Source organism: Trinickia terrae, assembly GCF_005144415.1.
GTDB lineage: Bacteria > Pseudomonadota > Gammaproteobacteria > Burkholderiales > Burkholderiaceae > Trinickia_A > Trinickia_A terrae.
In genome coordinates this window covers 229,902-254,656 of record NZ_SWJE01000015.1, presented here as the reverse complement: position 1 = coordinate 254,656, position 24,755 = coordinate 229,902, and the positions used below count along the sequence as shown (strand labels likewise).

The window sequence follows — 24,755 nt, the reverse complement described above, 5'->3', positions numbered from 1 at the left end:
TCAAACCCGCGTCGCCGCCGACGCCAGATGCAACTCCCCGCGCTCGAGCTGCGCATCGAGCGATGCGTCGATGTTTTCAGCCGTGGACTTGCACGAGCACGAGCCGCCGCCGCATGCCGACGCGGCCGGCTCAGTCTTGCGCCGAGGCAGATAGTGATTGGACGGCCGCGTGCCCCACTCAGGCATCAGTTGATAGCCGCCGCGCTCGCGGATCGCCTTCGACACCACCGACTCCGGATCGTGGATATCGCCGAACAGCCGCGCCGAGGTCGGGCACGCGAGCACGCATGCGGGCTTGCGGTCGCGCTCGGGCAGCGCCTCGTTGTAGATGCGATCCGAGCAGAGCGTGCACTTCGTCATCTCGTGGCGTTTCTCGTCGATCTCGCGGGCGCCGTACGGGCAGGCCCACGCGCAATACTTGCAGCCGATGCAGCGGTCGTAGTCGACGAGCACGAGCCCGTCCTCCTTGCGCTTGTAGCTCGCGCCGGTCGGGCACACGGGCACGCACGGCGGGTCTTCGCAATGCAGGCACGACTTCGGGAAATGGATCGTGTCGGTGAGCGGGAACTCGCCGGCCTCATAGGTCTGGACGCGGTTGAAGAACGTGCCGGACGGATCGTCGTCATACGGCCGGAAGTCCGCGAGACTGCCGGCCTCGCCCGACGTGTTCCATTCCTTGCAGCTCGTCACGCACGCCTGGCATCCGACGCAGACGTTCAAGTCGATCACGAGCGCCATTTGAGTCATGATGCTTCTCGCTTCGCAGGCTTCACCGCCTGCTTCAACCGTTTCGCAAATTCGCCGCGCCCCGCGAAATACGCCTGCACGACGCGCTCCACCATGCCCGCCCCGGTCGAGCCCGGCAGCGCCGTCATCGGCGCGAATTGCGGCAGCGTGTGGCCGGCGTCGGCCTCGGCCGGATAGACGCGCACGCGCACGTCGTACCACGCCGCCTGTCCCGTCACCGGGTCGGAGTTCGACATTCGCGCGCCGGGTGCGGCGCTTGGCGTATCGTCCGGCAGCTCGTCGGTAATCAGGTGGTTCAAGAGAAAGCCGCGCTTCGCCTCGTTCGCATCCGGCCCCAGGTTCCAGGCCCCCGCGGCCTTGCCGATCGCGTTCCAGGTCCACACGGTGCCCGGCTCGACGGCCTCGCTATAGCGCGCCATGCAGCGCACCTTGCCCCATTGCGATTCGACGTAGATCCAGCCGCCGTCTTCGATGCCGTTCTCCTGCGCCATGCGAGGATTCATGTACAGGTAGTTCTCGCCGTGGATCTGCCGCAGCCACGCGTTCTGCGAATCCCACGAGTGGTACATCGCCATCGGCCGCTGCGTGATCGCGGCGAGCGGATAGCGCGCGGTGTCGGTCGCGGCGTTTTCGAGCGGCGGGTACCAGAACGGCAGCGGATCGAAATAGCGCTCGATGCGCGCGCGCAAATGATCGGGCGGCTGGCGGCCCATCGTCTTGCCGCGCGCGGCGAGGCGGAATTTCTGCAGCACGTCCGAGTAGAGCTGGATCACGATCGGCTCGCCGAACTTGCGAAAACCGCGCTCGACCGCCCACTTCAAGTACGGCCCGTTGCAATTGCGCATGTATTGCAGCGTCTCGGGCAGCGTGTAGTGGAACACGCAGTTGTGCTTCGCGTACTGCTCCCATTGGCGCGGATTCGGCTCGCCGACGAGCGCCTTGTCGCCGTCCTTGCCGCGCCAGCCGGCCAGGAAGCCGACGCCCGAGCCGGGCGCGGTCTGGAAGTTGACGATGAACTCGGGATAGTCGCGGTACTTGCGCGTGCCGTCTTCGTTCGTGAACGCGGGCAGCTTCAGGCGGCTGCCGAGCTCGATCAGCACCTCCTGGAACGGCTTGCATTCGCCCGTCTGCGGCACGACCGGCACGCGCACCGAATCCACGGGGCCGTCGTATTCGGAGATCGGCCGGTCGAGCATCGACATCGCGTCATGACGCTCGAGGTAGGTCGTGTCCGGCAGGATCAGGTCGGCGAACGCGGTCATCTCGGACTGGAACGCATCGGCGACCACGATGAACGGGATCTTGTACTCGCCGCTCTCGTGCTTGTCGGTGAGCATCTTGCGGACCTCGACCGTGTTCATCGACGAATTCCACGCCATGTTCGCCATGAAGATCAGCAGCGTATCGATCGGATACGGGTCGCCGCGCCAAGCGTTGGTGATGACGCTGTGCATGAGCCCGTGGACCGCGAGCGGATATTCCCACGAAAACGCCTTGTCGATGCGGCAGGGCTTGCCGTCATCGTCGACGAACAGATCCTCCGGCGCGGCGGGCCAGCCGAGCGGGCCGCTTGCGAGCGGCGTGTTCGGCTTCACCGCGTCCGGATGGTTCGGTGGTTTCGCCGACGGCGGCACCGCACGCGGATACGGCGACTTGTGCCTGAAGCCGCCGGGACGGTCGATGGTGCCCATGATCGACATCAGGATCGACAGCGCACGGATCGACTGGAAGCCGTTCGAATGCGCGGCGAGCCCGCGCATCGCATGGAAGGCGATCGGGTTGCCGGTGACGGTGTCGTGCGTCTCGCCCCAGGCGTCGGTCCATGGGATCGGCAGCGTGATCTTGTGGTCGCGGGCGCTGTCGGCCATCTCGCGCGCGAGGCGGCGGATCGTATCGGCGGCGATGCCGGTGATCTCCGCCGCCCACTCGGGCGTGCACTCGGCCACCTGCTCGCGCAGCAGCGCAAACGACGGCGCGACAGGCGTGCCGTCCGCGAGCGTGTAGCGGCCCTCGAGCGCGGGCGTCACGCCCGGCGTATGGTGGACCACCGCGCGCTGCGTGGCCGGGTCCCACCACATGCGGTTCTGCGGGAAGAGCGGATTGCCCACGGGCGTCCCCGGGTCCCGCACGAAGAGGCCGAACGTGTTGCGCGCCTCGTCCATGTCGAGCAGTTCGGCGGCATTCGTGTAGCGCGTGACGAAATCGCGGTCGTAGGCATCGGTTTCGATCAGCTCGCGGATCAGCGCCATGAAGAGCGCGCCGTCGGTGCCGGGGCGGATCGGTATCCATTCGTCGGCGATCGCCGCGTAGCCCGTGCGCACCGGGTTGATCGCGATGAAGCGCCCGCCTTCGCGCTTGAACTTCGAGATCGCGATCTTGAGCGGATTCGAGTGATGGTCTTCGGCGGTGCCGATCATGAAGAAGAGCTTGGCGCGCTCGAGATCGGGGCCGCCGAACTCCCAGAACGAGCCGCCCATCGTGTAGATCATCCCGGCCGCCATGTTGACCGAGCAGAAGCCGCCATGCGCCGCGTAGTTCGGCGTGCCGAACTGCTTCGCGAACAGCCCGGTGAGCGCCTGCATCTGGTCACGGCCCGTGAAGAGCGCGAACTTTTTGGGGTCGGTGGCGCGCAAGTGCGCCAAACGTTTTTCGAGCGTCGCGAACGCGACATCCCAGGTGACCGGCTCGAACTGCGCCGCGCCGCGCTCGGCGCCAGGCTTGCGCATCAGCGGCTGCGTGAGCCGCGCCGGCGAGTACTGCTTCATGATGCCCGACGAGCCCTTCGCGCAGATCACGCCCTGGTTCAGCGGATGCTCGGGGTTGCCGTCGATGTAGCGCACTTCGCCGTCGCGAAGATGCACGCGGATGCCGCAGCGGCACGCGCACATGTAGCACGTGGTCGTCTTGACCTCGAGCGTTTCGTTCTGGGTGCGGGCTCGGTGTTCCATCTGGCCTCCTCGCTTCGCTACGCTTTGCGGCACCTTGCCCAGCGTAGGCACATAAGAATATGACGGAATCTTATAAGGGCGATTCACAAAAGAAAAATCGCCATTTCGAATTCGATTTATCGGCCGAGCTGATGGTGAGATGCGCCGGGGCAGACCGCGCGCCGACATAATCGGCGTCTTCGCTGTCCTCTTCGAAGAAGCCGCTTGTGAGCGATCCAGCCTCCTCTTCCGGAGATGCAGGAAACCGGCTCGACACGTCGAGCCTGATTTGGCGGCTACTCAAACCGGACCGATGAATTGCCTGTTTCCGGAACCAGTCATCCCTGTCGACTTACTTGACTTCAGCTATCGTCAAGCCGTCTCGACAACGCAGATCAATGGAAAAGAATAGTCAGTCTAGCTAATCAATTTTTCTTCAAAAATCCTCGGCAAACCATCGCCCGTCAGCCTATATTTCCTCTGTCAAAACCCACGCGCACATGGCGTTTCGCCACGTGGCCATCACAATGAATTCTCGATAGCCAGCAATTCAAGCGCAGGCATCCAGGCACGCTTGTGCGTGATGCACTCTCGCGAGGCCTTCTCATGAAATCCTCCGTTGCCTATCTGAAGTACGTGGACATCGGATTCGAGCCCGATCCGTCGACTCATGTGATCGCGAGCTATCGCGCGTGCCGCGCGCCGGCGTCGCATCTCGAAGGTGAGGCGTTCCTCGGTGCGGTCGCGGCGGAATCGTCCACCGGCACGTGGATCGACGTGTCGACCCGCAATGCCCGCTCGGCGGATATTTCCGGACGCGTGTTCTTCCACGACGCGCAAAACGAAATCGCCAAGATCGCCTACCCATGCGGCTTGTTCGAAGCCGGCAACATCAGCCAACTGCTGACGGTGGTCGCCGGCAACGCGTTCGGGCTGGCCGATCTTCGGCGCCTCAAGCTCGTCGACCTTCAGCTTCCCGAATCGCTGGCGCGCGCGTTCCCCGGTCCTGCGTTCGGCGCCGGCGGCATCTGGAAGGCACTCGGCATTGGTGCAAATCAGCCGGTCATCGGCGCGATCATCAAGCCCAAATGCGGGCTCTCCGCCGACGAACATGCGCGCGTCGCCTACGACGCGTGGATCGGCGAAGCGCCGGCCAGCTGCGACGGCGTCGACATGGTCAAGGACGACGAAGCCTGCACCAGCCAAAGCGCGGTGGATTCCGATTTCTACCGACGCGTCGAAAAGACTCTGGCGATGAAACAGCGCGCCGAATCGCTGACCGGCCGCCGCAAGATCTATGTGCCGAATGTCACGCACTCGAATTTTTTCGAAGCGCTGCGGCGCGCGGAGTTCGTGCGCGCGAACGGAGGCGAAGCGGTGATGGTCGACTATGTGATCGCGGGCTGCAGCCTGCTGCATGCGCTGCGCTTCGCCGACCTCGGCCTCATCATCCACGGACATCGGACCTTGTTCGCCGCGCTGCACCGCCCTGCCGATTTCGGCATCGACTATATGGTCTGGGCGAAGCTCTTCCGTTTGATCGGCGGCGATCAGGTGCACACGGGCACGCCGGCGCTCGGCGTGATGAGCGCGAACAGAAACGCGGTGCTCGACGTATGCCGCGCGATGCGCGAGCCGGAGTATGCGCCGTCGAACCCGGCCGAGGGCAGCCTGCCGCAGCCGTTCTTCGGCGCGAAGGCAGTCGCGCCGATCTGCGGTGCGGGGCTGGACCCGCTCACCACCGCGCCGCTCACCGATGCACTCGGCACACAGGTGGTCATCTTCGCGGGCGGTGGTGTTCACGGCCATCCGCATGGCACGCGGGCCGGCGCGGCGGCGATGCGCGAGTCCGTCCAAGCGGTGCTCGAGCACCGCAGCCTCGCGGCGCGTGCCAGCGAGTCGGAGCGCGACTACCTGCGCACCGCTGTGTCGTTCTTCGGCAAGTTCGACAAGCAGAGTCCAAACGACGGCGAGCGGCAAAACCTGTAGTCGAAACGGTTTCGGCAACGAGCGGCAAGCGAGCATGACAGTCCAGCACGACACCATCCCTCGTAACGGACCACCCACTCAGGGGATGTCGATACCGTTTTCGGCATTCAAGATAGCCAGTCAGACCGCGCTCACAGGCGGCCTGCGCTGCACGACGTTCAGCCAGGCGCTGACCTGCGAAGTGGTCGTGAAGATCGGCGGGTATCGGGAGCTGTGCGCGCAGCAGCATTACCTTGAAGCGCTGCCGCCGCATTTGCAGCGCAAGTTTGCCCACATCTACGGCGTCACGTGCACTGACTTCGAACAGGACCTTGGGCTCGCGGTCATCGAAAAAATTCCGGGCGTATCGCTGCACGATTTTCTGGTGAGCAGCCGATATGAAACCGGTGACAAGATCGAAGCCGTGCGCCGCACGCTCGGCTTGCTGGCGCTGTTCTTCACGGGCGAACCCACGCCGACCGAGTCCATCGAGCGCGACCCGGCGCTTTGGCTCGACAAGATTCGCCGGCGCTACCGGCTCGCCGCCACACCGGTCACGCTGCGCCATCGCGCCGCGATCGACGCGCTGCTCGACGCGCTTGGCGCCGCCATAGAGCCCGAGCGTATTGCCGCGCGCCATATCCACGGTGATGCGCAAGCAGGCAACTTCATCGTCGATTCGTCCGCGCAAGACGCGCTGGAAATCGTGGCGATCGATCCGCTCGGCGGCTCGGGCCGCAGCCCGGGCGACTATGTCTACGACCTGAGCCGCCTGTACCACTGGATCGATTGTGTGGCGCATTGCTATGAAATGGAAAAGAACCCGGGCAGTGCGCCTACCGCTAGCGAGGCCGGGCTACTCTGGTCAAGTCTGCGCGATTTGGTACGCACGTCGCTCGCGCAACACGCGACGGCGTTCCGCGACCGGAATGCCGGACTCTGGTTCTTCCTCTACGCGGCCTGTCATGTCACCGGCAAGCTGCACAACTTCGGGAGCGAAGCAGCGCAGGAAAAACTTTGCGCCGCCATGAGCAACTACCTGAAGGCAGCGCTGCGGATTTTGAGGTATCAGCCATGCTGTCTTTGAACACCCGGCATTGAATCGAAGACTCGCCATGCACACGCTCTACCACTTTCAGCACTGCCCTTACTGCATCCGCGTGAGGATGGCGCTCGGCTACCTCCACATCGAGCACACGTCGATCATCGTAGGCTACGACGATCGTGCGACGCCCGAGGCGCTTACCGGCGTCAAAATGCTGCCGATCTTGACCCTGCCCGACGGACGCTCGCTGAACGAGAGCCTGTCGATCATCCAGGCCGTCGATCCCGCGAATTCGCTTTGCAGCGACAGCCCCGAACTGCCCGGCGCCGTGCTGCTTGCGCAGCGGCTCGGCGATGCGATACACCCGCTTGTCATTCCCTATTGGGTGATGCTTCCGGAATTCAGCGACTCGGCCCGGCGCTATTTTCTCGACAAGCAGCGCAAGAAGCGAGGCTCGCTCGCCGAGATCCTCGCGAACCGCGACCCGTACCGCGCCGCCTTGCCGCGGTTCTTTGCCGAACTCCGGCCCATCCTGGCGGGACGCTCGCACGAGAGCAGCAAACTGACGATCGTCGACATCGTGGTCGCCGCCCACCTGTGGGCGCTCTATCTCGTGCCCGAGGTGCAATTGCCGCTTTGGCTGCACCGCTATCTGCAACATGTCAAAGAACAAACGCGGTTCGACTACCTGGGAGGTTTGTGGAGCAATCCGACATCGCTGGGTCGTCTCGAGGGCCTGCCAAGCGATGCAGTCAACGCGTAAGCGCCCCTCGCTTACGCCATCACGGCGACCTCCCGTTCGTCTTGCGCCTGGCCCGCCGCGACCGCTCGATGGTTCCGGATATACCAGTCATCGCCGCGCGGCATGCGGTGATACACTCGGTTGGCTCACCGTCGCGCTCGCCGAACGGGCCACGATGTGCCACACGCGGTGTCACACTCCGTCTCTCGCGACAGCGCCCATCCGCCCTATCTCGAACCCCTGTTTAAAGGAGGCATCCCATGGCAGATTTCAAACTCTGGTCCGACGACTTCCCAGCCAACGGCTTCATGACGAAAGCGCAGGAAATGAACGACAAGGCGTTCGGCGTGGATGGCGAAGGCGGCAACACCTCGCCGGCACTGCAATGGGAAGCGCCGCCGGAAGGCACGCAAAGCTTCGCGCTCACGATCCACGATCCCGACGCGCCGACGGGCAGCGGCTTCTGGCACTGGGTCGTGGTCAACATCCCGGTCGACGTGCGCTCGCTGCCGCGCAACGCCGGCACGGCCGACGGCAGCCTGCTGCCGGCCGGCGCGCTGCAGGTGAGGAACGACTACGGCACGCCGGGCTTCGGCGGCGCTGCGCCCCCGCGCGGCGACCGGACCCATCGCTACATCTACCGCCTGCATGCGCTCAAGGTCGCGCAATTGCCGATCAGCGCCGAGACGACCAATGCCGTCGCGCGCTTCATGACGCATCTGAACGAAATCGACTCGACCACCTACACCGGTCTTTACGAGCTCAAGTAAGCGAGACACGATGCGGCAGGCCGCGCAGCAAAACGAACAAGAACAAGGCCTGCCCCTGCCGCAACGCTATTGGGCCATCGTCGTCGTGGCGCTCGGCATCACGCTCGCGGTGCTCGACAGCGCCATCGCCAACGTCGCCCTCCCGACCATCGCACGCGACCTCCACGCCAGCGCGGCGGCGTCGATCTGGGTCATCAACGCCTATCAGCTCTCGATCACAATCTCACTGCTGCCGCTCGCCTCGCTCGGCGACCGCATCGGCTACCAGCGCGTCTATACAGCGGGGCTCGCGCTCTTCACCGTCGCCTCGCTCGGCTGCGCCCTCTCCTCGACGCTGCCGATGCTCGCGCTCGCGCGCGTGATTCAGGGCTTCGGCGCGGCGGGCATCATGAGCGTCAACACCGCGCTCGTGCGCATGATCTATCCGCGCGCGCATCTCGGGCGCGGCATCGCGATCAACGCGATGGTGGTCGCAGTATCGTCGGCAGTCGGGCCGACCGTCGCCTCCGCGGTGCTGTCGGTCGCGAACTGGCCGTGGCTGTTCGCGATCAACGTGCCCATCGGCGTCGCGGCGACGACGGGCGCGCTCCGGGCGCTGCCGGTCAACCCCGGCCACGAATCGCCGTACGACTACGTGAGCGCGGTGATGAACGCCTTCGTGTTCGGCCTGATGATCTTCGCGATCGACGGTCTCGGCCACGGCGAGCGAGCCGGCTATGCGGCGGCGCAACTGCTCGGGGCCGTGGTGGTCGGCTACTTCTTCGTGCGCCGGCAGCTGACGCAAGCCGCGCCGCTCCTGCCCGTCGACCTGCTGAAGATCCCCGTGTTCGCGCTCTCGATCGGCACTTCGGTCTGCTCGTTCTGCGCGCAGATGCTCGCGTTCGTGTCACTGCCGTTCCTGTTCCAGAACACGCTCGGGCTCTCGCAAGTGCAGACGGGGCTCCTGATCACCCCCTGGCCCTTTGCGATCGTGTTCGCGGCGCCGCTCTCGGGCATGCTGTCGGACCGCTATTCGGCCGGGCTCCTCGGCGGCGTGGGGCTCGCCGCGCTGGCGGCGGGGCTCGTGCTGCTCGCCACGCTCGGCGCGCATCCGCCGCCGGCCGCGATCGTCTGGCGCATGGCGCTGTGCGGCGCCGGCTTCGGCATCTTCCAGTCGCCGAACAACCGGACCTTGCTGGCGTCGGCGCCGCGCGAGCGCAGCGGCGGCGCAAGCGGCATGCTCGGCACCGCGCGCCTTACGGGACAGACGCTCGGCGCCGCACTCGTGGCGCTGATCTTCGGCATCGCGCCGGTCAGCGGGCCGACTGTGGCGCTATACGTGGCGGCGGGGTTCGCCGCCGTCGCCGCGGTCGTCAGCACGCTGCGCGTGACGCAGCCGCGCACGGCCTGACCATCCGGCAATCCGGACAATCTCCGCAAAAACCCGCACCTGCCGCACTCGCATACGAGGCGGCAGTCTAAGGTTGTGCCCGCGTCACGTATTGTTGCGGCGGGGCGCCGGGCCTCTTCGCATGGTTGATCAATGCCAAGGAGCCGCCATGTCACTCATCGTCGCTGGACGCTTCACCACTTTCCCCGCCGCCGAAGCCGCCGCACAGCAATTGCTCAATCGAGGCTTCGTCGAGGAAGACGTCAATCTGTTCTTCATGAATCCGCGCGGGCAGCACGCGCGCGGGTCGTCCGAATATCCGAGCGCCGCCGTGCTGCACGGCATCAAGGGCCCCAGCCGGGGCGCCACGATCGGCGCGGTGGCCGGCGCAATCGCCGGCGTGGCGATCGTCATGGCGATCTCGGCGTCGCTTCTGGTCGCGGTGATCGCGGCGGGCGTCGGCGCCTATATCGGCGCGATGATCGGCACGACGCTCCACGACCGAGCGAGCACCGCGCCGCCGCTTCGCGAGACCGTCGCGCATGCCGTGCACCACGAACCGCGCGATTTCTGCGTGCTCGTCGCCGTGCATGTCTCGCCGGACAACCAGATGGAAGCCGCCGCCGTGCTGCGCGAGGCGGGCGGCACCGCGATCGAGCGCGCGACGGGACGCTGGCAGCAAGGCCGCTGGTCCGACTTCGATCCGACCGCAACGCCGACGCCGATCGGCGAGATGAACCAGCGCGAAGCGTAGCGGCAAACGCAACGGGTACGACGGGCGCAGGCATGGCCCATGCATGAGCGATGGACCGCGCGCGGCGCGCGAGCCGCGCCGTTGCGCGCCATCTAGACTGAGGAGGTTCCCATGGCGACTGATGTCATTGCGGTGCTGAACGATCTGACCGAAGCGTCGAAAGACGGCGAGCGCGAATATCACAAGGCCGCAGAAGCCACGCTCGACCGGCAATTGAAGCTCCTGTTCTCGAGCCGGGCGAACGATTGCACGCGGGCCGCGCGCGAATTGCAGGACCTCGTGCGCGGACTCGGCGGCAAGCCGGAAAACCACGGCTCGATGAGCGGCGCGCTGCATCGCGGCTGGCTCGGCATGAAGACACTCGTTTCGGGGCGCAGCGACGAAGCGATCCTCGCCGAATGCGAGCGCGGCGAAGACAGCGCCGAGCAGCACTACCGGATGGCGCTCGGCGCGGACTTGCCGGCCGACGTGCGGCAAGTCGTCGAACGGCAGTATCGGAGTGTGCGCGAGAACCAAGAGCGCATCCGCGCGTTGCACAGCCAGCACATGCCGCACTGAGAAGCTGCACAAAACGTGCCGCGCTTTTGCCGGGCGCGTTGTAAAAAATGCCCTTCGCAAGCGCCTGCAGAAAATCAAAATCTCCAAGAATCAGGCACTTGCGAAAACTGGTACGGCCATTGCAGGACAGGAGCGATCCTTGCTAACGACAGGACGCTCAAAATGCCGCCTATTCTCGAACTCCATCAAAAGCAGCATGTAGCGCTGACGCCGCGCCTGCAACAATCGGTGCGCCTGCTCCAGCTTTCGTCGCTCGAATTCCAGCATGAGCTGCGCCAGGCGCTCGACAGCAACCCGTTCCTCGAACTCGACGAGCCCGCGCAGGAAGACGCCGAGCCGGCCGCCGATGCCGCCGGCGAGCTCCACGCCGCTTACGATGCCGGCGCTGCGCCCGTGCCCGATTCGCCGAGCGCCGACACCGCCGCCCTCGCCGCACCGGACGAGCCGGCGGGCGAATACACAAATGAATACGTCAACGAGTACGCCAACGACTGGCCGGGCGGCACGCTCGCGCGGCCCCACGGCGATTCGGAAGACGCCGACCCCGGCGCCTGGGCGCATTCACAGCCGACCATGCACGAGCAGCTCCACGTCCTCCTGAACGTGTATCCGCTCAACGACCGCGACCACGCTGTCGCCCAGATGGTCATCGAAGCGCTCGACGACGATGGCTATCTGCGCGAGCCGCTCGCCGAGCTCGCCCAGGTCTGCAAGGCCGAGCCGCCGCTCGCCGAAGAGGAGTTGCGCGTCGCGCTGCGGCTCGTGCAGACGCTCGACAAGCCGGGCGTCGGCGCGCGCTCGCTCGCCGAATGCCTGAGCCTGCAATTGCAGGCGTTGCAGGAAGACACGCCGGGCCGCGCGCTCGCGCTCGAGATCGCCGAACATCATCTCGAGCGCCTCGCGCGCCGCGAGCACGCCGAGCTGCAAAAGCAGCTCGGCTGCTCGGCCGACGCGCTGCGCGTCGCGAGCCTGCTCGTGAGAAGGCTCGACCCGAAGCCCGGCGAAGCGTACGTGCCCGATGCCGACAACTACGTGGTGCCCGACGTGATCGTGCGTCAGGTGAGGAACCAATGGGCCGTCACGGTCAATCCGGCCGTGCTGCCGCGCACGCGCATCCATCGCCTGTACGCAGAGATGTTCGCGCAGGCGCCGGGCACGAGCGGCTCGCCGCTCGCCCAGCAGCTGCAGGAAGCGCGCTGGCTGCTGCGCAACGCCGAGCAGCGCTTCACGACGATCCAGCGCGTCGCCGAGTGCATCGTCGCGCACCAGAAGGCGTTCTTCGACTACGGCGAAATCGCGTTGAAGCCGCTCGTGCTGCGCGAAGTCGCCGACGAGCTCGGCCTGCACGAATCGACCGTCTCGCGCGCCTCGAGCAACAAGTACATGGCGACGCCGCGCGGCATCTTCGAGTTCAGGCATTTCTTCCCGCGCAAGCTCGCGACCGAGACCGGCGGCCGCTGCTCCGCGGCGGCGGTGCGCGCGGTGATCAAGGAGCTGATCGCGCAGGAGGATGTACACGATCCGCTTTCCGACGTGAGCCTCGCGAAGCTGCTGACGCAGGAAGGAATGATCGTCGCGCGACGCACGGTCGCCAAGTACCGCAACCAGATGAAGGTGCCGCCCGCACAACTGCGGCAGCGCTGAGCGCCGACGAACCGCGCGCGTCCTTCCGCAAAAAAGCACGGGCTCGAATCGTCGAGCCCGTGCTTCGTTTCACGGCGTCACCGCGTCACCACATCACGCCGCGAGATTCGCGAACTTCACCGCGTTGCGCGTAACCGTGGCCGCCGTCGCGACATGCCCGAGATCGGCCAGGAACGTATCGCGCCACTTCGACAGGTCCATCTCGCGCAACGGCGCCATCATGTCCGCGTGACGTGCCTGGCGCTCCGCGAGCGGCATCGACAGCGCCCGCTCGAGCGCCTCGGCCATCTGCGAGAGATCGAACGGATTCACGACGAGCGCGCCCGGCAACTGCTCCGCCGCGCCCGCGAACTGCGACAGCACGAGCACGCCGGGGTCCGCCGGATCCTGCGAGGCCACGTACTCCTTCGCGACGAGGTTCATGCCGTCGCGCAGCGGCGTCACGTAGCCGACCTGCGACATCCTGAAGAACGCCATCAGCAGGTTGCGCTCGTACTTGCGGTTGAGGTACTGGATCGGCGTCCAGTCGAGCTGCGCGAAGCGGCCGTTGATGCGCCCCGCCTCGCCTTCGAGGGTCTGGCGGATGCGCTGGTAGGTCTGCACGTCCGAGCGGGTCGGCGGTGCGACCTGCACGAGCGAGACGCGCCCATGCCAGCCCGGCGCATTGAGCAGGAAACGCTCGAATGCCTGGAAGCGCTCGACGAGCCCCTTCGAGTAGTCGAGCCTGTCGACGCTCATGATGAGCCGGCGGCCGCGCATCGCATCGCGCAGCGCCCTGACGGGCTTGCGGTCGGAGAACTGCACGGCGGCTTTGGCGATCGCGTCGGGATAGACGCCGATCGGATAGGCGGCGGCCTTGAACATATGCCCGTGCGCGTGGACCATGCCGTCGTCGCTCGCCGTGCCGAACCCGCCGCGCTCGAGATAGTCGACGAACGACTGGCGGTCCGTCTCGGTCTGGAAGCCGATCACGTCGTAGCTGCACATCTGCTTTACGAGCGCTTCGTGCGGCGGCACGGTGCGCAGCATCTCGGGAACCGGAAACGGAATGTGCAGGAAAAAGCCGATCGGATTGCGCACGCCCAGCTCGCGCAGGCACGCGGCGAACGGCAGCAGGTGATAGTCGTGGACCCAGACGATGTCGTCGGGCCGCAGCAGCGCCTTCAATTGCTTCGCGAGCCTCGCGTTCACGCGCTGATAGCCCGCGTATTCCTGCCTGTCGTAGCGCGCGAGGTCGGTGCGGTAGTGAAACGCCGGCCACAGCGTCGCGTTCGAAAATCCTCGGTAGTACTGGTCGTAGTCGCGGCGCGAGAGTCCGACCGTCGCGTATGTCACGTTGCCTTGCTTCTCGATGACGGGCTCGCCCGCTTCGCCGACGATCTCGCCGCTCCATCCGAACCAGACCCCGCCGGTTTCCTGCAGCGCATCGAGAACGCCGACGGCCAGGCCGCCGGCGGCGGGCAGGCCTTCCTGCGTCGGCGCCACGCGGTTCGATACCACGATTAGTCTGCTCATTACGGCTTTACCTCTTCGGTTGTCATGGCATGAACGAAGCATTCGCTTCATTCCACGTAGCCAGCATGCAAGCTGCGTGCCGCACATCGCCCTATCGAGCGAAACATAGGTATGCAAATGCAACGCGCGCGGACGCGCCGCACGGCGCGCTCGACGTCATGCGAACAGCGTTTTCGAAAAGCCGTGCCGCGAAAAGCTCAGGCGTCCTGCTCGGAACCCAGGTCGCGCTGATACTCGATGCCTTCCTGGCGCACCCCGCCCTGGTTGTGATCGCCGTCGGGCGGCGCGTTGGGCGCGGGACGGTTTTGCGAGGCGGGATCGTGTGAGGACGGCGGCGGAGCGCCGCCGCCCGAACTGCTGCGCATTTCGCGCTTCTGGGCATGGCGCGCAGAGCGCCGCAAGGCTGGGTGTCTCATGTGATGCCTCCGGCAAAAGGAAGGCGAGCGCCCCAAGCGGGGATGTCAAAGAATTAGTCTAGACGCTGGCACGCGTCTTCGTGCGGTAACAATTGCGCAAGATTTGTAACCTGTACATCGGCGGCCGATGGGGCCGAGTCCGTGCGGCGGACTTTCGCTGCCTCGCCTCAAGCCGCCGCACCCCGCGTGCCCGCCCCGCCCGCCTCCGCCGAAGCCTCGCCCGCGTCTGACGAGGCTTCGCCCGACGCCGTCTTCTTGCTGTCGTCGCCGTATTCGACGAGCCGGTTGTAGAGCGTCTTCAAGCTGATGCCGAGGATCTCGGCCGCACGCGTCTTGACGCCGCCGCACTGCTCGAGCGTGGCGAGAATGAGCTGGCGGTCGGCTTCGGCGAGCGAGGTGCCGAACGGAATCGTCACCGCAGTGCCTGTCGACGGCTTGGACAGCGAGATCTGCAGCGGCACCGTCGCCGTCGTGTTCGAACCCGGGCTCGCCATGATGTAGGCGCGCTGCACGTAGTTCTTCAGCTCGCGCACGTTCCCCGGCCACGGATACGACGACATCATCTCCTTCACGGTCGGCGGGAACTGTCTCTTCGTGCCGTGAGCCTCGTTGAGCTCGTCGAGAAACGCCTGCGCGAGCAGGCCGACGTCGCTGCCGCGCTCGCGCAGCGGCGGCAGGCTGATCGGGAACACGTTGAGCCGGTGATAGAGGTCGAGACGCAGCTTGCCTTCGAGCACCGCCTCTTCGGGATCGCGATTGGTCGCGGCGATCACGCGCACGTCGGTCTCGATCTCCTTGGCCATGCCCACGCGCATGAACACGCCTGTCTCCAGCACGCGCAGGAGCTTCACCTGCAGCTCGGCCGGCATCTCGGTGATTTCGTCGAGAAAGAGCGTGCCGCCGTCGGCACGCTCGAAATAGCCCTTGTGCTGGCGGTCCGCGCCCGTGAACGAGCCGCGCTCGTGGCCGAACATTTCCGATTCGATCAGGTTCGGCGAGATCGCCCCGCAATTGACGGCGAGAAACGCGTGGCGGCGGCGCAGGCTCAGCTCGTGCAGCGTCTGGGCGGCGACCTCCTTGCCCGTGCCCGATTCGCCGACGAGCAGCACCGATGCGGCCGTCGGCGCGACGCGCCCGATCTGGTCGTAGACCTCCTGCATCGCCGGCGAGCTGCCGGACATCAAGCCAAAGCGGCCCATCCGGCGCAGCTCGCCGCGCAGCGAGCCGATCTGCGCCTTCAAGTCGCCCGGGCGCGGCAGGCGGTCGAGAATCGCCTTCACGCGCTGCAGGTTGACCGGCTTGACGAGGTAGTCCGCCGCGCCCATCTTCAGCGCGCTCACCGCGGATTCCACGGTCGCGTGACCGGTGATGACGATGAACTCGACGCCCGAGCGCGGATCGAGATCCGCGAACAGATCGACGCCGCTGCCGTCGGGCAGCTTGAGGTCGGTGAACACGACGTCCGGCGTCTGCCGCACGAGCTGGATGCGCGCCTCGCGCAAATCGCCCGCCGTCGCCGTCGTCAGACCGTCGGTGCCGATGACCTGAGCCAGCGCGTCGCGGGTGTTCGGATCGTCGTCGACTATCAGTACATGTGGCATGGTGGGTTCAATGCTATCAGTACGTTTATCTTCACAACAATGAACTCAGAGATTTCTGTTTTCGAGCCTCATTGTTGCACATTCACACCTAATGCACTGAAGCGATGCAGCCGGCCGTGCGGCGCGCCAAGCGGCCGGGCCGGCATCGAATGCCGCCGCTGCCCGTCAGCCATGCGGGAAGTGCCAGACGCCTGGCTCGCTGCCAGCTCCACTGCGAAGCGCCTTGGCGCCGCTCTCGCCTCCCGCGGCCGGCTTCGGCGGAACCGGCATCGGCGCCGTCTGCGTCGAGGCCGCCACTGCGCCGCCCTCGTTTTCCCAGCGGCTCAGGTCCTGAGCGAGGCGCGTCTGCGAGGCGCGGTGCTTTTGCGCCCAGCGCCAGGCCAGCATGCCGCCAACCGCGACGAGCGCTCCGAAAATGCCGATTCTAGGACGGGCCATCGGAATCCCCCTGATCTCTTCTAGTGGCACTGGAAAGGGCGTGCGATACCGCTTCCCAAGCATAGCGGCCCGGCATCGGCGGCGAACCCGTTCGAGCCGATCCAGCCGATATTCCGGCCGCCGCACGCCCCTGTCTCGAAATCGGATTGCCTCGGACGCGATGAGTTCCGGTGAGTTGTAACCTTGTGTTTCAGCACGGCGCGTGCCTGCAAAATGGCATGGCGAGCCTCGCCGCGCATGGTTAAATACCCTTTTAGAGATAGCGAAACTGGGGTCGGGACAGCATGCGCGTCTTCGCGCGTGGCATCTTCCAGGGCTCGACACCCATCGCGGGAACCCCCTCATGGCGGCAGAAAGCGACCTCGACGCGACGGCGGCCCCGTCCGGCGGCGGCGATGCGCCGGCCTCGGCAAAGCGCGCCGCACGCAAGACTGCGGGCCTCGAGTCGTACGGCGAGCTGTACGGCTCGTCACCGGCGATGCGCGAGCTCTATGAGCAGATCGAGCGGGTGGCGGCCACCGACGCCACCGCGCTCATCGTCGGCGAATCCGGCTCGGGCAAGGAGTTGATCGCGCGCACGATCCACGAGCGCAGCGCGCGCAAGGACGCGCCGTTTATCGCCGTGAACTGCGGCGCGATCCCCGACAACCTCATCGAAGCGGAGCTGTTCGGCCACGAGCGCGGCAGCTTCACGGGCGCCGTGCAGGGCCGCGCGGGCTATTTCGAGAACGCGCACGGCGGCACGCTGTTTCTCGACGAGGTGACCGAGATGGCGCCGATCCGGCAGGTCAAGCTGCTGCGCGCGCTGGAGACGGGCACGTTCTATCGCGTCGGCGGCACGGAGCTCCAGCAAAGCGACGTGCGCGTGATCGCCGCGACCAACCGCGACCCGCTCGTCGCGGTCAAGGAAAACGGCTTGCGCGAAGACCTGATGTACCGGCTCGCGGTCTTTCCGCTGCGCGCGCCGCCCCTGCGCGAGCGCGAAGGCGATCGAGAACTGCTCGCCCAGCACTTTCTCGACGAGATGAACGCGCAGGAGGGCACGGACAAAGTCTTCGGCAAGCGCGCGCTCGACACGCTGCGCACCTACTCGTGGCCGGGCAACGTGCGCGAGATGAAGAACGCGATCTATCGCGCGTTCATCCTCGCGGAGAAGACCATCGAGATCGAGCATCCGAGGCTCGCAGCGCGCGCGAAGAAAGCGGTGACGCAGGGCGGCGCGATGAGCGTCTGGGTCGGCACGCCGCTCGCCGATGCGCAGCGGCAAATCATCCTCGGCACGCTGAAGTTCTGCGGCGGCGACAAGCGCCGCGCGGCCAAGGCGCTCGGCGTGAGTCTCAAGACCTTGTACAACCGGCTTGGTGCGTACGAGGAAGAAGAGGATGCGGCCGCCGGCGAAGAGTGAAGCGCCGACGGCGTCCTCACAGTAAGCCGCAACGCCGCGTGCGGCTTATGCGCGCAGCACGCGCGACTCACTCGCAGCCACACCAAGCATAAATCGCGTGCGAGCGCCGCAAAATTTGCAATCCTTTGCATTTCCGTTTTGCCAATTACAAATTCGATCGTTCACAATGCGCGTGCGCCAGCACGGCGCGTGCGGGTAATCGTTTGTGAGCGCGCGAACCGCCGCAGCGCAGGCAAAAAACAGCAATCCCAAGGAAACAAGAATGCAAGCCTCGCCTCGATTCCTCCGGCGCAACAAAGCGCCGTTGACCGCCGTGCTCGTGTTGACGGGGGCATCGATCCTGAGCGGCTGCAACTCGCTCTATAGCCAAGGCGCCACGGCGGGTGCCGGTATCGCCGGCGCGGCGGTGGCCTCGAAGGTCACGAACAATGCCGCGGTGGCGACGGGCATCGGCCTTGGCGCCGTCGCGGGCGCGAAAGCCGGCGTCCAATATACGCAGCGCGTCGCGCACGCCTTCGCGCAAGACCAGATCGCGCAGGCGGCCGGACCGCTCGACGTCGGTGGAATCGCCTCGTGGTCGGTCTCGCACACGGTGCCGATCGAGGACGACGAGCGCGGACGCGTCACCGTCAGCCGCACCATCAGCAGCGGCCCGCTCGACTGCAAGGAAATCGTCTTCTCCGTCGATACGCCCGCGACCAAGGACCAGGCCGCGCAAAGCAACTTCTATGTCGCGTCGATCTGCCGCGACGGCAACGCGTGGAAATGGGCGTCGGCCGAGCCGGCCACGGGCCGCTGGGGCGCGCTGCAATGAGCGCGCGCCTGATCGTCAGCGGCGCCGCGCTCGCGGCGAGCGTGATTTTCATGCCGGGCTGCCAGTCAATCGGTGCAGCGAGCGGCGCGGTCGCGGGCGTCGCCACCGGCGCCGTGACCGCCAACCCGGCGGTCGGCATCGGCGTCGGCATCGCCGTGCAGTCGGCCACCGACGAAGCCGTCGCCCGCACCATGAAGCGCCTGCACAAGGATCAGCAGGACGCCATCGCGTCGCTCGTCGGCATTACGCCCGTCGACGGCACACAGACCTGGGGTGTCCGGCATTGGCTGCCGGTCGAGAACGGCCACGGCCGGATTCGCGTAACGCGGGCGTTCTCGTCGGCGCTCGCGCTCTGCAAGGAGTTCGTGTTCTCGGTCGCCGGCGGCGACAAGCCCGATGCGCCAGAGGACTGGTACATGGCAACCGCCTGCGAAGCGCCGAACGGATGGAAATGGGCGTCGGCCGAGCCGGCCGTGCCGCGATGGGGAAACCTGCAATAAAACTCCGCCCCGCCCAGGCGCGCCGTCGTCGACGGCTGCTCGAGCGGGGCGGAATGCCCTGCGAAACCGGGGGAGCGCACGCCCCCTGCCTATCGGGAAGACGCGATCAGGATTCGACGTCCTCGAGACTGAAAATCTCGCTCTGGTCGTTATACGAAAAGATCTCGCCGTAGCGGCCCCAGTTGATGACCGCGTCGAGCGTCTCCTCGGCGGCCTCGTCGGACAGGAAGTCTTCCAGCTCCTGCTCGAAACGCACGCGCGGCGCGCGATGCCCCGGGCGCTCGTTGAGCACCTTCTTGATCCGCGCGGCGAGCGGCACGTTGCGCAGCAGATGCTCGGCGAACATCATCTTGCGCTCCTGCGTGCCGAACTCGGAGAACACGCGAGCCGGCGGCGTGAGGAAGATGTCGCCCTCGCGCATTTCCGCGAAGCCCAGGTGCTGGAGCACTTCGGCGATCGGGAACAGGTCGTCCACTTCCAGATGCAGCGAGCGCGCGATTTCCGGCATATCGGCGCGGCCGTGGTACGGCGCCGCGGCGAGCGTTTCGATGAGACCGGCCATCAGGTTGGTCGACACCTCCGGCAGCCAGCTGCCGAGCTCGAGCCCCTTCTTCGCCGTTTCGTCGGTGCGGCGCGCGGTCATCTTCGCGTAGATGTCGTCGACGAGACGGCGGAACGCCGGGTCGAGCCGGTTGCGCGGGTGCTTGAACGGCACCTGGATCTCGGCGACCACCTTGCCCGGGTTCGACGACAGCACCAGGATCCGATCGCACATGAATACCGCTTCCTCGATGTTGTGCGTGACGATCAGCACCGACTTGATCGGCAGGCGCCCTTGCGTCCACAGGTCGAGCAGGTCGGTACGCAGCGTTTCGGCGGTCAGCACGTCGAGCGCGGAGAACGGCTCGTCCATCAAGAGCAGCGTCGGATCGACAACGAGCGCGCGCGCAAAGCCCACGCGCTGCCGCATGCCGCCCGACAGCTCGCGCGGATAGGCGTTTTCGAAGCCGTCGAGACCGATCAGGTCGATCGCGGCCAGCGCGCGCTCGCGGCGCTCGCGCGCGCCGACACCTTGCGCCTCCAGCCCCGCCTCCACGTTTTGCAGCACGGTAAGCCACGGGAACAGCGCGAAGGTCTGGAACACCATCGCCACGCCCTCGGCCGGGCCGGACAGCGGCTTGCCGAGGTAATCGACATGGCCGTCGGTCGGCTGGATCAGCCCGGCGATGATGCGCAGAAGGGTCGACTTGCCCGAGCCCGAGCGGCCGAGCATGCCGACGATCTCGCCTTCGCGCAGCGTCAGGTTCACGTCGTCGAGCACGAGCAGCTCGCCTTGCGTCTTGTCGAAGCCCCGGCAGACGTCCTTGACGTTCAGGATCTCTTGGCCCGCGCCCCGGGAAACAGCCGGCGCCTGCACCGGCGTAGCTACAGCATCTTTGGAATTTTGCATCGCGCGTTACTCTTGGTTTCGCTAACTATCTTGTCGAACGAGGTGCCGGATGAGCCGGATCAGTCGAGCCTGAGCTTGGCCTCGGCATAGGTGTACATCGGACGCCAAAGCAGACGGTTGAACAGCGTCACGAACAAGGACATCACCGCAATACCCAGGATGATCTTCGGGAAGTCGCCGGCGGCCGTGGTCTGCGCGATGTAGGCTCCCAGGCCGTGCGCCGCGACCTTGGTGTCGCCCCACTGCACGAACTCCGAGACGATGCTCGCGTTCCACGCGCCGCCCGAGGCCGTGATCGCGCCCGTCACGTAGTACGGGAAGATGCCGGGCAGCATGGCCTGGCGCCACCATTGCCAGCCGCGGATGCGGAAATTGGTGGCGGCCTCCTTGTAATCGTTCGGGTAGGCCGTCGCGCCGGCGATCACGTTGAAGAGGATATACCACTGCGTGCCGAGCACGATGAGCGGCGACAGCCAGATATCCGGGTTCAGGTTGAACTTGACGATCACGATCACGAACACCGGGAACAGCAGGTTCGCCGGGAACGCGGCAAGGAACTGCGCGAGCGGCTGGATCTTCTCGGCGAGCGCCGGACGCAGGCCGATCAGCACGCCGAGCGGCACCCAGATCACCGACGAGATCGCGATCAGGATCGCCACCCGGAACAGCGTGAAGAAGCCGAGCACGAACACGTGCTCCACCTCGGCGAGCGTGACGCCGGTGCGCACGTAGGCGACGACGCGATAGACCACGTACAGCGTCAGGAGGAGAACGAGAATCCCCCAGATGATGTCGCCGAGACGCGACGGCGTCTTCTCGAACTTCGGCACCGGGAAGCGCACGCTGCTCACCGAGGGCAGGCGGAACGGCAGGCGCGCCGTGCGCGCGAGCATCCAGCCGGCCGGCACGAGCAGTTGATGAATGAGCCGCGTGCGGCGCACGACGTCGAGCAGCCACGACTCGGGCGCATTGCCGGAGCTCGTGGTCTCCATGCGGAACTTGTCGGCCCAGGCGACGAGCGGGCGGAACAGCAGCTGGTCGTAGGCGAGGATCACGATCGTCATCGCGAGGATGACCCAGCCGACCGCGGCGAGGTTCTTGTCGGAGATCGCCTGCGCGAGATACGCGCCGATGCCCGGCAGCGTGATCGTGTTGTTGCCGACCGTGATCGCCTCGGACGCCACGACGAAGAACCAGCCGCCCGACATCGACATCATCATGTTCCAGATGAGGCCCGGCATCGAGAACGGCACTTCGAGCTTCCAGAAGCGCTGCCAGCCGGTCAGGTGGAAGCCTCGCGAGACTTCGTCCAGATCGCGCGGCACCGTGCGCAGCGACTGGTAGAAGCTGAACGTCATGTTCCACGCCTGGGCCGTGAAGATCGCGAAGATCGCCGCGCATTCGGCTCCCGCGACGCGCGTCGGGAACAGCGCGATGAAGAAGGTGACCGTAAACGAGATGTAGCCGAGCACCGGCACCGATTGCAGGATGTCAAGGATCGGGATCAGCACCTTCTCGGCGCGCCGGCTCTTGGCCGCGAGCGTGCCGTAAGTCAGCGTGAAGACGAGCGAGGCGAACATCGCCGCGAGCATGCGCAGCGTCGTGCGCAGCGCATATTCAGGCAGGTTCGACGGGTCGAGAGAGATGACCTGGGTCTTGAGCGTCGAGATCGGCGCCATCGTCTGATGGAAGCCGATGGCCGCCATCGCGATCAGGCAGATGATCAGCGGAAACGCGACGAAGTCCCAGCGATTGGGCATGAGCCGCCACGCCGAGGCGTTGGCGGTCCGGTTCAGGTTGAAGCCGAGATCCATCAGGCGCCCTCCGCGATACGATAGGTTGAATAATCCGCTGCCGGCGAGCCGGCGCTCGCGCGGCAGGTCGGCCGCGCATGGCATGCGGCGTGAGCGTCACGCCAGTCGGCAGGTCGATTCGGGAAGCGGTATGGAGACATGGCAAGACGCATGAGTGCGGAATTTCGTTGACTACGAAAGCGCTTCAGTCAGCAAGCGCTACCCCCGGCGGCGGCGCATTTCGAATGCGCTCGAAGGCTGACCTGGCTTTCCTGCTTTTTGACGGCACGACACTACTACAACCTGTGTTTCAGGCACAACCTTTCGGCGCCGGTTGATGCAAAAAGACCGCGCGCCGTCCCGCTTATTTCATCTGCCTTGCAGCCCGGTTGGCCGCTATTCGGGCTGGTCAATATATGGGCACGGCGCCGCCCGCCAGTTAGAATTTCAAGATGCCGCGATCAAGGAGCGCTCCGCACTTCTCATGGATCCCCGGCAGCGGCAGGCCCGAACCCGCCGCGCAGGCGCCTCGGCGCCTGCCCCGCGCCTCGCGCGACCGAACCCATACCGCTTGCCGCATGCAACTGTCTGACGGATCCGAGAGTCGATGAAGAACCCCACCCTGCGCCGGGCGATTGCGCTGTCGAGCCTCGTGATGGTCACGCTCGTCTGCTGGATCGTCGCGGGCCTGGTGGCCGACCGCACGGCGGAGCGCGAGCTCGACGACGCGATCGGAACGCAGCGGCAAATCTCGACCGCCGCCGCCGACAACATGGCGCAGATGATTGCAAGCGATCTCGCGATGGCGCGCGCCATTCCCGAGACCATCGCCGAAATCCGCATGATCCAGCGCGCCCTGGCCCAGGCGCGGAATTATGCCGCGAAGCGTCCCGGCATGGAACCCGAGCTGCGCGCGGCGCTCGCGAACGACCCGCAGCTCGCCGGCATCAGCGACTTCCTGCATAACGCGCAGGGGTTCTCCGGCCTCGAGAACATCTGGCTCGTCAACACGGAAGGCCTCTGCGTCGCGTCGAGCAATGCGGCGAGCCCGTCGTCGTTCGTCGGCCGCAACATGCAGTCGCGCGCCTACCTGGAGGAAGCGCTGCTCGGCGGCTTCACGCAGGCGTACGGCGTCGGTCGCAACAGCGGCGAGCCCGGCATCTTCATCGCGTCGCCCGTCTACGAGGACGGCATGCTCGTCGGCGCAATCGTCGCCAAGATCGGCATCGCGCGGCTGCGCCACTGGGTCGCGCGTGCCGGCACCTTCATCGCCGACGAGAACGGCGTCATCATCATGGCCCACGACAGCGCGGTCGCCGGCCACGCGCTGCCGCATGCGCGCATCCAGAAGATGGACGCCGACGAGCGGAAAAACATCTATATGCGCACCGACTTCCCCGAATTCGGCGTGCAGCCGCTTCTCGCGCAGGTCGAGCACGATGCTCCGTGGGTACCGCGCGCGCTCGCCTCGCAGATCTCCGAGCTGCCCGGCACCCATACGCCGTCGCTCTACGAGATGCGCGGCGGGCTGAACTCGGGGCTGTCCGCGCATCTCGTCGACCCGCTCATCTCCTGGCCCGAGCTGCTGCGCAACCATCGCAACATGCATCTGCTCGCGTTCGTGCTGCTGGCCGGCTCGATCACGCTCGCCTACCTGATCGGCGCGTCGTACCTGCGCGAGAAGCGGCACCACCGCGCCACGCGCCACCTCGCCGACCAGCTGCAGGAAGCCAATGCGCTCCTGTCGGCAGAGGCGCGCGACGACGCCCTGACGGGCGCGCTCTCGCGCCGCTATTTTCTGGATCTGCTGCAAAAGGAAATCGCCGCGGCGCGCGCCGGCGGCAAGCCGCTGTGCCTCGCGATCGCCGATCTCGACCATTTCAAGCAGATCAACGACCGCTTCGGCCACGCCATCGGCGACCGCGCGCTCGAGCATTTCGTCGCGATCTGCCGGGCCGAGCTGCGCACGGGCGACGCGATCGGCAGGCTCGGCGGCGAGGAGTTCGGCATCGTGCTGCCCGCGACCACGCTCGCGGACGGCCAGGCCGTCGCGCAACGCTTGCACGACCGGCTCAAGGCGCAGCCGTCGCCACGGCTGCCGGCCAGCGTCACGCTGAGCGTGAGCATCGGCATCACCGAACTCGGGCGCACCGATTTGCCGGAGCGGATCATGAGTCGCGCCGACCTCGCGCTATACGCCGCGAAATCGGCCGGCCGCGACCGCACGAAGGCGCTCCCGCCCGACGACCCCGCGCCCGCCGGGCAAGCGGCCTACGCGACGTCCTGAGGACGAGCGCAA

20 protein-coding genes are annotated in these 24,755 nt (G+C 66.2%); 12 read left to right on the top strand and 8 right to left on the bottom strand.

Annotation, left to right across the window (positions count from 1 at the left end; genetic code table 11):
- Complete coding sequence (locus tag FAZ69_RS25700; RefSeq protein WP_136897904.1) at window positions 1-747, bottom strand: 4Fe-4S dicluster domain-containing protein; 747 nt, start codon at window positions 745-747, stop codon at window positions 1-3.
- Window positions 744-3,695 (bottom strand): molybdopterin oxidoreductase family protein, encoded by a 2,952-nt coding sequence (locus FAZ69_RS25695; RefSeq protein WP_136897903.1) that lies wholly within the window; start codon window positions 3,693-3,695, stop codon window positions 744-746. The genes FAZ69_RS25700 and FAZ69_RS25695 overlap by 4 nt, the downstream gene beginning before the upstream one ends.
- A gap of 585 nt (window positions 3,696-4,280) precedes the next feature.
- Between FAZ69_RS25695 and FAZ69_RS25690 the strand changes: the two genes are divergently transcribed.
- The 8 genes from FAZ69_RS25690 to FAZ69_RS25655 all read left to right on the top strand — a co-directional run bounded on the left by FAZ69_RS25690 (window position 4,281) and on the right by FAZ69_RS25655 (window position 12,524).
- Window positions 4,281-5,663 carry a RuBisCO large subunit C-terminal-like domain-containing protein gene (locus FAZ69_RS25690; protein WP_136897902.1) on the top strand — a complete coding sequence of 461 codons (1,383 nt, stop codon included), beginning with the start codon at window positions 4,281-4,283 and terminating at the stop codon, window positions 5,661-5,663.
- Between the two features lie 34 nt (window positions 5,664-5,697).
- Window positions 5,698-6,729 carry a phosphotransferase gene (locus FAZ69_RS25685; protein ID WP_169708761.1) on the top strand — a complete coding sequence of 344 codons (1,032 nt, stop codon included), beginning with the start codon at window positions 5,698-5,700 and terminating at the stop codon, window positions 6,727-6,729.
- Window positions 6,730-6,757: 28 nt separating this feature from the next.
- The gene (locus FAZ69_RS25680; RefSeq protein ID WP_136897900.1) at window positions 6,758-7,450 is read left to right on the top strand and encodes a glutathione S-transferase N-terminal domain-containing protein; all 693 of its coding nucleotides are present in this window, start codon (window positions 6,758-6,760) and stop codon (window positions 7,448-7,450) included.
- A 239-nt stretch (window positions 7,451-7,689) separates the two neighbouring features.
- A complete protein-coding gene (locus tag FAZ69_RS25675) occupies window positions 7,690-8,199 on the top strand; it encodes a YbhB/YbcL family Raf kinase inhibitor-like protein (protein ID WP_136897899.1) in 510 nt (169 codons plus the stop codon).
- 10 nt (window positions 8,200-8,209) lie between these two features.
- The gene (locus tag FAZ69_RS25670) at window positions 8,210-9,589 is read left to right on the top strand and encodes an MFS transporter (protein ID WP_136897898.1); all 1,380 of its coding nucleotides are present in this window, start codon (window positions 8,210-8,212) and stop codon (window positions 9,587-9,589) included.
- Between the two features lie 148 nt (window positions 9,590-9,737).
- Entirely contained in the window at window positions 9,738-10,322 is a 585-nt protein-coding gene (locus tag FAZ69_RS25665; RefSeq protein ID WP_136897897.1) for a hypothetical protein, read from the top strand.
- 111 nt (window positions 10,323-10,433) lie between these two features.
- Window positions 10,434-10,880 (top strand): PA2169 family four-helix-bundle protein, encoded by a 447-nt coding sequence (locus FAZ69_RS25660; RefSeq protein ID WP_136897896.1) that lies wholly within the window; start codon window positions 10,434-10,436, stop codon window positions 10,878-10,880.
- 162 nt (window positions 10,881-11,042) lie between these two features.
- Window positions 11,043-12,524: an RNA polymerase factor sigma-54 gene (locus FAZ69_RS25655; RefSeq protein ID WP_136897895.1), complete on the top strand. Its 1,482-nt coding sequence runs from the start codon at window positions 11,043-11,045 to the stop codon at window positions 12,522-12,524.
- 93 nt (window positions 12,525-12,617) lie between these two features.
- Here the strand turns inward: FAZ69_RS25655 and otsA are convergent, their stop codons facing one another.
- From otsA to FAZ69_RS25635, 4 genes are all read right to left on the bottom strand, one after another.
- Window positions 12,618-14,039: an alpha,alpha-trehalose-phosphate synthase (UDP-forming) gene (gene otsA / locus FAZ69_RS25650; protein ID WP_136897894.1), complete on the bottom strand. Its 1,422-nt coding sequence runs from the start codon at window positions 14,037-14,039 to the stop codon at window positions 12,618-12,620.
- 197 nt (window positions 14,040-14,236) lie between these two features.
- Window positions 14,237-14,455 (bottom strand): hypothetical protein, encoded by a 219-nt coding sequence (locus tag FAZ69_RS25645; protein ID WP_136897893.1) that lies wholly within the window; start codon window positions 14,453-14,455, stop codon window positions 14,237-14,239.
- A 167-nt stretch (window positions 14,456-14,622) separates the two neighbouring features.
- Window positions 14,623-16,056: a sigma-54-dependent transcriptional regulator gene (locus tag FAZ69_RS25640; RefSeq protein WP_136897892.1), complete on the bottom strand. Its 1,434-nt coding sequence runs from the start codon at window positions 16,054-16,056 to the stop codon at window positions 14,623-14,625.
- A 165-nt stretch (window positions 16,057-16,221) separates the two neighbouring features.
- Window positions 16,222-16,494 carry a hypothetical protein gene (locus tag FAZ69_RS25635; protein WP_136897891.1) on the bottom strand — a complete coding sequence of 91 codons (273 nt, stop codon included), beginning with the start codon at window positions 16,492-16,494 and terminating at the stop codon, window positions 16,222-16,224.
- Window positions 16,495-16,837: 343 nt separating this feature from the next.
- Here FAZ69_RS25635 and FAZ69_RS25630 point away from each other — a divergent pair, with 343 nt between their 5' ends.
- The 3 genes from FAZ69_RS25630 (at window position 16,838) to FAZ69_RS25620 (ending at window position 19,213) form a co-directional block, all read left to right on the top strand.
- A complete protein-coding gene (locus tag FAZ69_RS25630) occupies window positions 16,838-17,899 on the top strand; it encodes a sigma-54 interaction domain-containing protein (protein WP_136897890.1) in 1,062 nt (353 codons plus the stop codon).
- Window positions 17,900-18,161: 262 nt separating this feature from the next.
- Window positions 18,162-18,713 (top strand): hypothetical protein, encoded by a 552-nt coding sequence (locus tag FAZ69_RS25625; RefSeq protein ID WP_369407765.1) that lies wholly within the window; start codon window positions 18,162-18,164, stop codon window positions 18,711-18,713.
- Window positions 18,710-19,213: a hypothetical protein gene (locus FAZ69_RS25620; protein WP_136897889.1), complete on the top strand. Its 504-nt coding sequence runs from the start codon at window positions 18,710-18,712 to the stop codon at window positions 19,211-19,213. Before FAZ69_RS25625 ends, FAZ69_RS25620 begins: the two co-directional genes overlap by 4 nt.
- 106 nt (window positions 19,214-19,319) lie before the next feature.
- On the opposite strand, the gene FAZ69_RS25615 is transcribed toward FAZ69_RS25620, so the two are convergent.
- Window positions 19,320-20,663 carry an ABC transporter ATP-binding protein gene (locus FAZ69_RS25615; protein WP_136897888.1) on the bottom strand — a complete coding sequence of 448 codons (1,344 nt, stop codon included), beginning with the start codon at window positions 20,661-20,663 and terminating at the stop codon, window positions 19,320-19,322.
- Window positions 20,664-20,722: 59 nt separating this feature from the next.
- Window positions 20,723-22,477, bottom strand: coding sequence for an ABC transporter permease (locus FAZ69_RS25610; RefSeq protein ID WP_136897887.1), 1,755 nt, complete (start codon window positions 22,475-22,477; stop codon window positions 20,723-20,725).
- Window positions 22,478-23,063: 586 nt separating this feature from the next.
- Between FAZ69_RS25610 and FAZ69_RS25605 the strand changes: the two genes are divergently transcribed.
- Window positions 23,064-24,743: a sensor domain-containing diguanylate cyclase gene (locus tag FAZ69_RS25605; RefSeq protein WP_136897886.1), complete on the top strand. Its 1,680-nt coding sequence runs from the start codon at window positions 23,064-23,066 to the stop codon at window positions 24,741-24,743.
- The last annotated feature ends 12 nt before the right edge of the window (window positions 24,744-24,755 follow it).

What these genes read in the sequence shown, in the direction of transcription:
- FAZ69_RS25625 (WP_369407765.1), top strand. Translation starts at nt 18,162, where the DNA reads ATGCAAGCCTCGCCTCGATTCCTCCGGCGCAACAAAGCGCCGTTGACC.
- FAZ69_RS25635 (WP_136897891.1), bottom strand. Translation starts at nt 16,494, where the DNA reads ATGGCCCGTCCTAGAATCGGCATTTTCGGAGCGCTCGTCGCGGTTGGC.
- FAZ69_RS25640 (WP_136897892.1), bottom strand. Translation starts at nt 16,056, where the DNA reads ATGCCACATGTACTGATAGTCGACGACGATCCGAACACCCGCGACGCG.
- FAZ69_RS25620 (WP_136897889.1), top strand. Translation starts at nt 18,710, where the DNA reads ATGAGCGCGCGCCTGATCGTCAGCGGCGCCGCGCTCGCGGCGAGCGTG.
- FAZ69_RS25665 (WP_136897897.1), top strand. Translation starts at nt 9,738, where the DNA reads ATGTCACTCATCGTCGCTGGACGCTTCACCACTTTCCCCGCCGCCGAA.
- FAZ69_RS25645 (WP_136897893.1), bottom strand. Translation starts at nt 14,455, where the DNA reads ATGAGACACCCAGCCTTGCGGCGCTCTGCGCGCCATGCCCAGAAGCGC.
- FAZ69_RS25605 (WP_136897886.1), top strand. Translation starts at nt 23,064, where the DNA reads ATGAAGAACCCCACCCTGCGCCGGGCGATTGCGCTGTCGAGCCTCGTG.
- FAZ69_RS25660 (WP_136897896.1), top strand. Translation starts at nt 10,434, where the DNA reads ATGGCGACTGATGTCATTGCGGTGCTGAACGATCTGACCGAAGCGTCG.
- FAZ69_RS25675 (WP_136897899.1), top strand. Translation starts at nt 7,690, where the DNA reads ATGGCAGATTTCAAACTCTGGTCCGACGACTTCCCAGCCAACGGCTTC.
- FAZ69_RS25700 (WP_136897904.1), bottom strand. Translation starts at nt 747, where the DNA reads ATGACTCAAATGGCGCTCGTGATCGACTTGAACGTCTGCGTCGGATGC.
- otsA (WP_136897894.1), bottom strand. Translation starts at nt 14,039, where the DNA reads ATGAGCAGACTAATCGTGGTATCGAACCGCGTGGCGCCGACGCAGGAA.
- FAZ69_RS25615 (WP_136897888.1), bottom strand. Translation starts at nt 20,663, where the DNA reads ATGCAAAATTCCAAAGATGCTGTAGCTACGCCGGTGCAGGCGCCGGCT.
- FAZ69_RS25670 (WP_136897898.1), top strand. Translation starts at nt 8,210, where the DNA reads ATGCGGCAGGCCGCGCAGCAAAACGAACAAGAACAAGGCCTGCCCCTG.
- FAZ69_RS25690 (WP_136897902.1), top strand. Translation starts at nt 4,281, where the DNA reads ATGAAATCCTCCGTTGCCTATCTGAAGTACGTGGACATCGGATTCGAG.
- FAZ69_RS25680 (WP_136897900.1), top strand. Translation starts at nt 6,758, where the DNA reads ATGCACACGCTCTACCACTTTCAGCACTGCCCTTACTGCATCCGCGTG.
- FAZ69_RS25685 (WP_169708761.1), top strand. Translation starts at nt 5,698, where the DNA reads ATGACAGTCCAGCACGACACCATCCCTCGTAACGGACCACCCACTCAG.
- FAZ69_RS25610 (WP_136897887.1), bottom strand. Translation starts at nt 22,477, where the DNA reads ATGGATCTCGGCTTCAACCTGAACCGGACCGCCAACGCCTCGGCGTGG.
- FAZ69_RS25655 (WP_136897895.1), top strand. Translation starts at nt 11,043, where the DNA reads ATGCCGCCTATTCTCGAACTCCATCAAAAGCAGCATGTAGCGCTGACG.
- FAZ69_RS25695 (WP_136897903.1), bottom strand. Translation starts at nt 3,695, where the DNA reads ATGGAACACCGAGCCCGCACCCAGAACGAAACGCTCGAGGTCAAGACG.
- FAZ69_RS25630 (WP_136897890.1), top strand. Translation starts at nt 16,838, where the DNA reads ATGGCGGCAGAAAGCGACCTCGACGCGACGGCGGCCCCGTCCGGCGGC.